We start from the raw sequence: 9745 nt of genomic DNA on the forward strand, positions 1-9745 counted from the left end.
AGGGCTCATCAAGCAACAGCACCGGCCGGTCACGCACCAGGGCGCGCGCCAGTGCCACACGCTGGCGTTCACCACCCGAAATCTCGCCGGGCTTGCGATGCGCAAGTGCGGCCAGGCCCACGTCGCTAAGGGCTGTACGAACCTGTTCCGCCTGGCCAGCGTCCAGCCGCAGGCCAGGAGACATGCCCAGCGCTACGTTCTGGTAGAGATCAAGATGCGAAAAGACGTTGTTGTCCTGGAAGATCATGCTTACCGGGCGCTGATCGGGCGGCAGAGACGTGATATCGCGGCCATCAACACGCACTCGGCCTGACTGCGGCGTCTCGAATCCCGCAACGAGGTTCAGTAACGTCGACTTGCCGCCACCGCTCGGGCCTATCACAGCCGAGAAGGCAGCAGCAGGGAACGTCACGTGAAAATCCATGGCCATGTCCTGATAGCGGAAGCCAAGATGATCAAGTTCAAGGCTCATGGCTTGCTCCAACGGTCGGCCAGCAGTGAAAAAACCAACACGACAAGGCCCAGGACCACGGCTGTGCCGATTGCTTCATCGAAGCGATAACTTCCCATCTGGCGGTAGATCAGGGCGGGCAGCGTCACGAAATCCTGCGTGCCGAACAGCGAGATTGCCGTCAAATCGCCGAGAGACAGGATGAGCGCCATGACAAGTGCCAGACCAGACGCCTGGCGGACAGCCGGCAATTCGACTGCGCGGAAGCGGTTCCATCCCCTCAGGCCGAGGCTCAGGCACAGCCGGTCATGTGATTCCGCCGAGCGGCTGAGCGCGGGTGTGAGGACGCGCGCCACGAATGGAAGCGCCATCATGGCGTTCATGGCGATCACCAGCAGAGCCGACAACCAGACCGGGCCTGCATAGGCAATGAGACTGATGAACCATCCAGTGGCAAGCGCGGCCGGTGGCACGATCCAGGCGGCAAGCACGGCGACGGCAACCAGCCGCCGCCAGCTGGTACTGCGCACGGCCAGCATGGCGAGCGGCCAGACCAGAAGGAAGGCAAGAACGGCGCTTGCACTGGCTAGCACGAGACTGGTCAGCAGGGCGCGCAGCAGCAAAATCGTCATGGAGACATGGGTGATGCCCGAAGCAACGAGCGCCAGAAGAGGTGGAAGGAGAATGAACAGGAACAACGCAATGAGGCCAAGATCCAGCAAGCGCGCCACGATCCGCCGACCATCGAAACGCCGGCCGGCAAGGCGCAGCATGGGTACATCCTGCAACAGCCCGCCCCAGCGCTGAGCAACCAGCGCCGACACGGCGCAGAGGCCGAATTGAACGAGCGCGAGCATGGCAGCCCGCTGCGGATCAAAGTCGGCCCTCAGCGACTGATAGATCGCAACTTCGAGGGTGGTTGCGGCAGGCCCGCCACCCAATGTCAGCACCACGGCGAAACTGGATGCGCAGAGCAGGAAGATGAGGAGCGCAGCCGAGGCAACGCCATTGCGGATGGCAGGCCACTCGACAAAGCGCCACAGCGACCAGGATGCAAGGCCCAGCTGAGCGGCCAGTTTCCAGCTTTCCTCTGGAATTCTTTCGAGATCGGCCAGGATCAGGCGAGCAGCAAGGGGCGCGTTGAAGAAGAGATGCGCAAGCAGAATGCCAGTGAGGCCATAGAGACTGAACACGCCACCAAACCAGCCGCCAGAACCATAGACCTCGATGAGGCCGATGATGACCACGATCGCAGGAAGGGCCAGTGGCAGATTGAGAAGCCGCAGCAGAATGGAACGGCCGGGAAATGTACCCTGCCGTGCCAGGGCGCGCGCCAGCGGCAGGCCGAGCGCAACCGACAGCACGGTTGACAGACCTGCCTGAAGGAGCGTGAACATCAGCACACGGAGGAGATAGGAATCAAGACCGGCGATGCCCTGCCGCAGCCCCAGCAGCAGCACGGGGAGGAAACCGGCGCCCAGCGCAAGGCCAAGGATGGCGAGCGCCAGAATGGCTGGCGCCCGCGATGGTCGATAGGCGATCACTGCGTTGTGGCGTTCAGCCACTCGTCAATCCAGGCGCGGCGGTACTGATCCACCTCCTTGGCCGGGAAGATGAGCGCCTTTTCCGGCTTGACCAGCGCCTCGAAGGCAGGCGGCAACGGCCCTGATGTGGCCCCCGCCGGGAACATCCAGTTGGTGGTGGGGATCTGATCCTGGAAGCCGGGCCCCATCATGAAGGCCAGGAACTTCCTGGCCAGATCCTTGCGCGGGCTCGCCTCGATGAGGCCTGCCACCTCCACCTGCAGGTAATGACCCTCTGCGAAAGCCGCCGCCTTATAGCGGTCGCTGTTTTCGGCAATCACGTGGTAGGCGGGAGACGTGGTGTAGGACAAGACCATCGGCGCCTCGCCCTTGGTGAACAGTGCATAGGCCTCCGACCAGCCCGGCGTCACCGTCAGCACACGCGCTTGCAGCTTCTTCCAGGCCTCAGGCGCCTTGTCGCCATAGATCTTCTTCATCCACAGCAGGAAGCCAAGCCCCGGCGTCGAAGAGCGCGGATCCTGGAGCAGGATCTTCCTGGTCGGGTCGCCGTTGACCAGTTCTTCGAGCGACTGCGGCGGCTCCGCCATCACCTCGGTGTCATAGACCACGGCAAAATAGCCATAGTCGAAGGGCATGAAATATTCATCCGTCCACGGAATGGGTGTTTTGGCCTGGGCCAAGTCGAGCCCGTGCCTGGCAAACAAGCTGGTGTTGCGGGCTTCCGCCGTAAGGTTGGTGTCAAGACCCAGCACCACATCCGCCCTGGTGTTCTGGCCTTCCAGCTTCAAGCGATTCAAAAGCGCCACGCCGTCGCCGGGCGCAACCCATTCGACGGTGCAATCGCAGATCTTCTCGAACTCTTCCTTCACCTTGGGGCCGGGGCCCCACTCGGCGACGAAACTGTCATAGGTGTAGATGGTCAGCGTCTCCTTCGCAGCCGCAGGCGCGACAAGCCAGAGAAGCGCGAACAGAGTGGTGAGCGTTTTCTTCATCGGTCCTCCATTCGCCGTTGGATGGAGGATTGGACCACCTTCAGGGAGGTCCGCTCGCAATCCCTCCGCCGGCATGATCCGGATCAGGTTCATCGGGTTAGGGCGGATGCCCTGTCTCAGCCGCTGGTACGGCACCCCGTGAGAGCATGTATCGGCTTAGGGCTTCGGGCGTGCGCTGACAAGCCTCTTTTGCTATGGCTGCGGTCATGACATGTTTTGCCATACTGCTGGGAGGCGATCTCAGCGTAACCACGCGGCTGCGCAGACAGATCGGCAAGGCGCGCATCATCGCTGCCGACAGCGGCATGATGCATGCCGCCGCTCTGGGCGTGACACCGGAACTCTGGGTCGGTGACTTCGACTCGGCAGGTTCCGAGCTTGCACTTCAATATGCAGATGTCCCACGCGAGACCTTTCCCACCGACAAGGACGCAACGGACGGGGCGATCGCCATTGCCGAGGCGATGCGGCGCGGCGCAAGCGACTTCCTGCTGCTGGGCGGGCTGGGCGGGCAGACGGACCATACGGCCGGGCTGTTGGGCCAGAGTCTCGATATTGCTCGCCGCGGCTTCCGCTGCTGCCTGAGCAGCGGCGCCGAGGAGGCGTGGCCCGTGGTTCCGGGACATCTCAGCATCGATGTTCCAGCAGGTTCGCGGCTCAGCATCATTCCGTTCAGCGATTTGACCGGCCTGAGCCTCACTGGCGTCAAGTGGCCGCTTGCCGAACAGACCGTGGGCCTTGGCGCGACACTTACCCTGTCCAATGTCGTGACGGGCCAGGTCGACATCATGCTGCAGGCGGGACATGGCGTGGCGATTGCCTATCCGCTGTTGGCGCCCAATGACTGAAACCAACCTCAGGATCGAAGCCATCGGCCGGCGCGGCCAGGGCGTAGGGCATGATGGCCCACGCCGCATACTGGTGGCTGGCACACTGCCCGGAGAGGACGTGACGGTGGCTGACGCGGAGGGACAACCACTGCTCAAGGCGGTACTCCAGGCCTCGCCCGAGCGGATTGATCCGGTGTGCGGCCATTTCGGGCGCTGCGGCGGCTGCCAGTTGCAGCACTGGCGCGCCGAACCCTACCGATCGTGGAAAGCGGCACAAGTGACAGAAGCCCTGGCAGCGCGCGGCATTGCATATGCTGTGCCGGATTGCGTTGATGCGCATGGCGCGGGCCGCCGCCGGGTGAGCCTGCACGTGCGCCGGGCGGGCAGCCAGGTTTCGGCAGGATTCATGGCAGCACGCAGCCACAGCTTGCTGGACATCACGCACTGCCCAGTTCTGGAGCCAGCACTTGCCCCGGCTTTCGACATCGCGCGTGCACTTGGCGCGGTGCTTGGTGACTGCGACGTGGCGCTGACCTCGACGCTGACGGGGCTTGATGCCAGCATCAAGGTCGAGCGGGGCAGAATTCCACCAGATGACGCTGCCCTGATCCAAGTCATGCACAATCATACGCTGGCACGCCTCACCGTGAACGGCGACATCATCGCCACGCGAGTGGCTCCAAGGGTGAGGTTTGGACAAGCCGAGGTGACGCTGCCTCCCGGTGGCTTCCTGCAGGCGACCACGAAAGGCGAGGAAATTCTGGCAGGCTTCGTGCTGGAGATGGCCGGCAAGGCCAAGACCGTAGCTGACCTGTTCTGCGGCATCGGCCCATTCAGCTTGCGGCTGGCGGAGCGCGCAAAGGTTCAGGCCTACGACAATGACCATGACGCCATCGCCGCGCTGACCAGGGCGGCCCGGAGCAGCTCTGGCCTGAAGCCGATTGCCGCCCATGCACGCGATCTGTTTCGCGAGCCGTTGGTGCCAAATGAGATGAAGGGCTTTGATGCCGTTGTCCTTGATCCACCGCGCGCCGGAGCAGAAGCACAGGCACGCCAGCTGGCACGCTCAAAGGTCAAGACGGTGGTGGCGATCTCCTGTGACGCGGTGACCTTTGCACGTGATGCCGAGATCCTTGTCGGTGGCGGCCTTGTGCTGACGCAGCTTCTGGCGGTTGATCAGTTCAAATGGTCGAGCCACGTTGAAATTGCAGCCCTGTTCAGGCGCTGAAGACGCCTTTGTCTTTGGTGGCGATTGTCACTGCGGCATGCCAGATGCTAGCCTGATCTGATGCAGAACGCAGATACGATCGTGGTGGGAGCCGGTCTGGCAGGTGCCGCGGCAGCACTGCGCCTGAGCAAGGCCGGAAGGCGCGTCACTCTCCTTGAGGCACGCGCCCGCTGCGGTGGACGCGGCTACAAGAGACCCTATGCAGGAGACGGCGTCGAACTCGAGTTTGGCGGAGCCTGGATCACACCGTGGCACATGCGCATCCGCGCACTGGTGCAGGACCTGGGGTTATCCCTGCGGCCCCGCTGCGGGGTGAGCAAGAGGTTCTGGCTGCACGATGGCATGAGCGATGGAGAGGGTCCAGCCACCGCCCAGCACATGGTGGCGCATGAGCGCGCCATTGCACGGGTCGCTGCCGATGCAATCCTGCTGAAGACGGGACAATCGATCAATGAAAAGGGGCAGGCGCTGACCGGCATTTCCTTTCGCGACTATCTCGACCGGCTGGACTGCCCAAAATCCACCCGTGACATTTTCTCTGCCTGGTGGACGGTCTCGGGCAATGGCGAGCATGAAAAGGTTGCGGCATCCGAGTTTCTCGCAAGCTGCGCCTATGACAACGGCCTCGCCGAAGGCATGATCAATTTCTGGTCTGACACGGTCGTTCCGGGGATGGATGCCCTCGCGGAGCGCATGATCGAGGAATCAGGGGCCAATCTGATTGTCTCGGAGCCTGTGGTGTCGGTAAGGCAGACCAACAGCCACGTCGAGCTATCATCGGAATCAGGGGTTCATCAGGCGCCATCAGCGATCCTGGCACTGGGCCTCAACCAACTGGCGCCGCTCCACTTCACGCCCGGGCTTTCACCGGGCAAGCGCGATGCTATCACCCTGGGCCATGGCGGCCGATCCTTCAAGCTGTGGGTCCGGATGGAGGGCGTGCCCGTCGGCACGCTGGTGACGGGTGATGGCAATGGCATTGAATTCGCATTCGCCGAGCGTAGCACACGGGATGGATCGACCTATGTGGTTGCCTTCGGTCTGATGCAGGATGGCAACAGGCCCGCCGATGCTGCCTGGGTGAGCGCGCAGATGGCAAAGCTCATGCCGAATGCGCGGGTGCTCTCCCATGACTGGCATGACTGGGTGAACGATCCCTATGCACGCGGTACCTGGGTTGCCGCCTTCGCGGGGCATGAACTGCAGCTTGACACAGGCAACTGGCAACCGGAGGGGCGGATCGCCTTTGCCTCCTCGGACTACGCACGATTGCAGGCTGGCTGGTTCGAAGGCGCCGTGATCGCCGGTGAGGATGCTGCTGATGCCGTGCTGAAATTCAGCTGAGGAGTGGCCCGAAGACATCAAACGAGGTATTGGCGCCACAAACAACGAGTCCGACGCGCTCATCCTTCTCAGGACGGTAGGCGCCGGACAGCAAGGCGGCAAAAGCCGCAGCACCACCGGGCTCGGACACCAGCTGCATCTCGCGCCATAGCCTGCGCTGAGCGTCACGAATATCGTCGTCCGTGACCAGGACAACCTCTGCGATGTGGTGCTTCGCGATCTCAAACATCAGCTTTCCCACCGTCGTGGCGCCCAGCGAGTCAGTGGCAAGGCCCGATGCCTTGACTGGTACGCGCTCACCGGCTGCCATGGCAGCATGAAGCGTATTGCAGGTCACAGGCTCGACACCAACGATCTTGATTCCGGACTGGTACCAGGCTGCAATGCCGCCGATGAGACCGCCGCCACCGACTGCAACAAGGAGCGTATCAAGCCCCGGAGCCTGATCCTCGATTTCGCGCCCCAGCGTACCCTGGCCTTCGAGTGTGGGCTCGGCATCATAGGCATGAACACCTGCAGCACCACTTTCTGCAATCCAGCCATCACACAGGGCAAGAGCAGCATTGTAGTTTTCGCCCTTCTGCACAATTTCTGCGCCATAGGACGCAATCCGCGCTACCTTGGCGGGAGACGCAATTTCGGGAATGAATATCTTCGCGCTGTAGCCCAGGTGTCGCGATGCATAAGCGACGGCGGCGCCATGGTTCCCACCGGAGGCCGTGGCGACGCCACCTGCACCAACGGTGGTTTGAAGAAGCGTGTTGAAGGCACCGCGTGCCTTGAAGCTTCCTGAGTGCTGGAGCAACTCGAGTTTCAGCGTGACCGGAAGCGCAACACCCCCGACATGGACGTCGATGACCGGAGTACGCCGAATATGCGGAGCGATTCGCTGAGCGGCGCGGGTGATGTCATCGCGGCTGATCATGACCACAGTTTCCGGCTTTCTGTGACCTTGTCAATCATGCATTGATTTCCATGCGAAGGCCACGCGCATCAACAGGCGGGCTTGGCGGAAACCGCAGGGCCACACCTTGCGAAATACGCCTGGCGCTCCAAGCGCAGGCGCAGGCATCAATGAGATCATCTGCTCCGACGTCCGCGGCCCGATAGGTGGCGGCAGGCAATGATGCCAGCGGAAATCCGTTGCGCGACAACAGTTCACGGCGCAGGGCAAGGCCCGGCTCATGCGGGCGGCCACCCATTTTTTTCGGCAGGCAGAGAGGAGCCTTTCCATTCATGGCCCAGAAGGCCAGTTCCGGATGCACCTCGAAGACCCGTGCCTGCAGTTGCGGCGTCATCAGCGCATCAATCTCCCTCATCTTGGGAAAAATGTGAAAAATCTGCTTTGCGATCTTCTTTGGCGGATTGGAATGACGAAGATTGATATCGCAGGCGGCGCGATATTCAGTGCACATCACGGCGGCCCGGGAGGGTACGGAGAATACGCTCGACTGGCGTTCACCCAGCAGCCCGCGGACCTCGCGCTCTGCTACCCGGCCCGACTGCTTCGGAAAGCCGATGGGCATGTCCACCGCGATCACCATAGCATCTAAAGCCAGCACCTCGGAAAAGCTCCGGCAGAAGTGATGCGACAGGCCGTCGCCCCAGCGCACTGCAATCCAGCCACCACGGCAGCCATCAACACCGATGACGGGGGTCATGCGTTGTGCAGGGCGCCGGCTACATCCAGCACTGCCGTTCCCTCGCTTCGAACAATGGCGCGCTCGAGCACGGCCATGGCAGCCTCGAGAGCCTCGTGCGGCGGTAACCGAAGTCGTGCTGCAAGATAAAGGCCACTGAGAAAATCACCCGTTCCATGCGGAACGCTAGGCCGCTGCGGTATAAGCCTGGTGAATACGTCAGTTGCAGTCACGACAAGAGTTGCAAGCTGACCGCCTGGTGCTGGTATGGAGGTAGCAAGCACCTCCGGAATGGCCAGTGAGCGTGCGGCGGCAGTTGCGCTTTCCTGATCCTCAACAGGCTGGCCGGAGAGCAGCATCAGCTCGAACCGGTTTGGCGCAATGCAGGTGGCGCAGGGCAGCAGTTGGGTACGGATCGCGGCTGCAACCTCTTCAGCGACGTAAAGGCGCCCATGGTCACCCATGACGGGATCAACGAGCACGTAGGCTGCGCGGGCGCGGTGCAGCAGTGCCGCCACCTCATGCACCTGATCGGCTGACGCGAAATAGCCCGTGAGCACGGCATCCAACCCATTGAGTGCGCCCAGCGCCTCAAGCGACTGCAACATCTGCGCCATGTCGGCGGCGGGCATGCGCAAACCGGCCGGCGTGCCATGGCCAGGATGATTGGACAGAATGACCGAGGGAAGAGCCAGCACCTCATGGCCTGCTGACTGAAGTGCAGGCACGGCCGCGGAATTGCCGACCGGGCCCCAGACCACCTGGCTCGAAACGCTCAACACCCGCATCAGATGACATTCTTCTCGAAGAGCGGCTGATTGCGAACAATGCGGTCGTAACCAAAGCGCTTGAGATCAATGGTGCGGTAGCCACCATGGATGATCAGCTCGGCGATGGCGTTGCCAGACGCCGGACCTTGCTGTAGCCCATGGCCAGAATAGCCATTGGCAAAAAGGAAATTGCCAATTTCGGGGTGTGGCCCGATGACAGCATTCTGATCGAGGGCGTTGTAGTCATAGTAGCCTGTCCAAGACCCTATGACCTTGATGGTCTCAAACAGCGGCACGCGCTCTGCCAGGCGTGGCCAGATCCGGTCCTCGAACCAGCCATGATCAACATCCCAGCCGGAGATCAGCGGCTCCTCGTGCTCCTCAGGTGACAGACCGCAGAGGAAGTTGCGGCCCTCCGGGCGGAAATAGATTCCGCCAGGCTCCACTGTGAGAGGCGCCTTGTGCAGAGCCTCGGTGGCGGCAGGACAATCCAGAACATAGACGTAGCGCCTGCGCGGCCCGACCGGGAGTGGGATGCCTGCCATGGCAGCAAGGCTGCCCGCCCCCGCGCCAGCTGCATTGACTATTGTGCCGCAGCCAATGACTTCGCCGCTTGCCAGCCTCACCCCGGAGATGCGCTGTCCGGTGCGGGTCAGGCCTGTGACCTCGCCCTGGATCAGCACAACGCCACGTGACAGCGCCGCCTTTCGGAACACCGACGCCAGGGAATAGGGGTCGACCCAGCCTTCGCCCGAGAGCCCGAAACAGCCGGCGGCCAGGCCGGCGGCCACCAGCCATGGAAAGCGGACCGCAAGCTCGGGGCCGCGCAAGAGAACATTGTCGGCGCCATTGGCGATCTGTACCCGGTGATTCTCTTCGAGGATCGGCAAGCCGTCCTCCGAGGCCAGAATGAGATAGCCCTGTTCACGAAAGCCGACATCGGCGT

The 9745-nt window shown here is 62.4% G+C and carries 10 protein-coding genes and 1 riboswitch; of the genes, 3 read left to right on the top strand and 7 right to left on the bottom strand.

All coding sequences use genetic code 11. From position 1 onward, the window contains the following. The 3 genes from ACILRN_RS13190 to thiB all read right to left on the bottom strand — a co-directional run. The coding region (locus tag ACILRN_RS13190; RefSeq protein WP_395688992.1) for an ATP-binding cassette domain-containing protein at positions 1-472 on the bottom strand (472 nt) is incomplete at its 3' end. After that, positions 469-2016, bottom strand: a complete 1548-nt coding sequence (locus tag ACILRN_RS13195) for an ABC transporter permease subunit (RefSeq protein ID WP_395688994.1) — start codon at positions 2014-2016, stop codon at positions 469-471. The genes ACILRN_RS13190 and ACILRN_RS13195, both read right to left, overlap by 4 nt. Beyond that, positions 1992-2987: a thiamine ABC transporter substrate binding subunit gene (gene thiB, locus ACILRN_RS13200; RefSeq protein ID WP_395688996.1), complete on the bottom strand. Its 996-nt coding sequence runs from the start codon at positions 2985-2987 to the stop codon at positions 1992-1994. Before thiB ends, ACILRN_RS13195 begins: the two co-directional genes overlap by 25 nt. A gap of 42 nt (positions 2988-3029) precedes the next feature. Then, positions 3030-3136, bottom strand: a riboswitch (TPP riboswitch). Positions 3137-3193: 57 nt separating this feature from the next. Here thiB and ACILRN_RS13205 point away from each other — a divergent pair. The 3 genes from ACILRN_RS13205 to ACILRN_RS13215 are packed head-to-tail and all read left to right on the top strand — an operon-like array spanning position 3194 to position 6389. Further along, the gene (locus ACILRN_RS13205; RefSeq protein WP_395688998.1) at positions 3194-3835 is read left to right on the top strand and encodes a thiamine diphosphokinase; all 642 of its coding nucleotides are present in this window, start codon (positions 3194-3196) and stop codon (positions 3833-3835) included. Continuing rightward, positions 3828-5045 (top strand): class I SAM-dependent RNA methyltransferase, encoded by a 1218-nt coding sequence (locus ACILRN_RS13210; RefSeq protein ID WP_395689000.1) that lies wholly within the window; start codon positions 3828-3830, stop codon positions 5043-5045. Before ACILRN_RS13205 ends, ACILRN_RS13210 begins: the two co-directional genes overlap by 8 nt. Positions 5046-5105: 60 nt before the next feature. Continuing rightward, a complete protein-coding gene (locus ACILRN_RS13215) occupies positions 5106-6389 on the top strand; it encodes a flavin monoamine oxidase family protein (RefSeq protein WP_395689002.1) in 1284 nt (427 codons plus the stop codon). Here the strand turns inward: ACILRN_RS13215 and ACILRN_RS13220 are convergent. From ACILRN_RS13220 to ACILRN_RS13235, 4 genes are all read right to left on the bottom strand, one after another. Beyond that, positions 6382-7314, bottom strand: a complete 933-nt coding sequence (locus tag ACILRN_RS13220) for a threonine/serine dehydratase (protein WP_395689004.1) — start codon at positions 7312-7314, stop codon at positions 6382-6384. The genes ACILRN_RS13215 and ACILRN_RS13220 overlap by 8 nt on opposite strands. Before the next feature lie 34 nt (positions 7315-7348). Then, a complete protein-coding gene (locus ACILRN_RS13225) occupies positions 7349-8050 on the bottom strand; it encodes a DUF429 domain-containing protein (RefSeq protein ID WP_395689006.1) in 702 nt (233 codons plus the stop codon). Further along, complete coding sequence (locus tag ACILRN_RS13230; protein ID WP_395689008.1) at positions 8047-8817, bottom strand: bifunctional hydroxymethylpyrimidine kinase/phosphomethylpyrimidine kinase; 771 nt, start codon at positions 8815-8817, stop codon at positions 8047-8049. Before ACILRN_RS13230 ends, ACILRN_RS13225 begins: the two co-directional genes overlap by 4 nt. Continuing rightward, a partial coding sequence (locus ACILRN_RS13235) for an NAD(P)/FAD-dependent oxidoreductase (RefSeq protein WP_395689010.1) occupies positions 8817-9745 on the bottom strand: 929 nt, incomplete at its 5' end. The genes ACILRN_RS13230 and ACILRN_RS13235, both read right to left, overlap by 1 nt.

Origin of the sequence: Aestuariivirga sp. (assembly GCF_044238155.1) — a bacterium.
GTDB lineage: Bacteria > Pseudomonadota > Alphaproteobacteria > Rhizobiales > Aestuariivirgaceae > Aestuariivirga.

Bases quoted from the DNA above. Each gene is read 5' to 3' on its own strand.
- ACILRN_RS13220 (WP_395689004.1), bottom strand. From the start codon at position 7,314: ATGATCAGCCGCGATGACATCACCCGCGCCGCTCAGCGAATCGCTCCG.
- ACILRN_RS13230 (WP_395689008.1), bottom strand. From the start codon at position 8,817: ATGCGGGTGTTGAGCGTTTCGAGCCAGGTGGTCTGGGGCCCGGTCGGC.
- ACILRN_RS13215 (WP_395689002.1), top strand. From the start codon at position 5,106: ATGCAGAACGCAGATACGATCGTGGTGGGAGCCGGTCTGGCAGGTGCC.
- ACILRN_RS13210 (WP_395689000.1), top strand. From the start codon at position 3,828: ATGACTGAAACCAACCTCAGGATCGAAGCCATCGGCCGGCGCGGCCAG.
- thiB (WP_395688996.1), bottom strand. From the start codon at position 2,987: ATGAAGAAAACGCTCACCACTCTGTTCGCGCTTCTCTGGCTTGTCGCG.
- ACILRN_RS13205 (WP_395688998.1), top strand. From the start codon at position 3,194: ATGACATGTTTTGCCATACTGCTGGGAGGCGATCTCAGCGTAACCACG.
- ACILRN_RS13225 (WP_395689006.1), bottom strand. From the start codon at position 8,050: ATGACCCCCGTCATCGGTGTTGATGGCTGCCGTGGTGGCTGGATTGCA.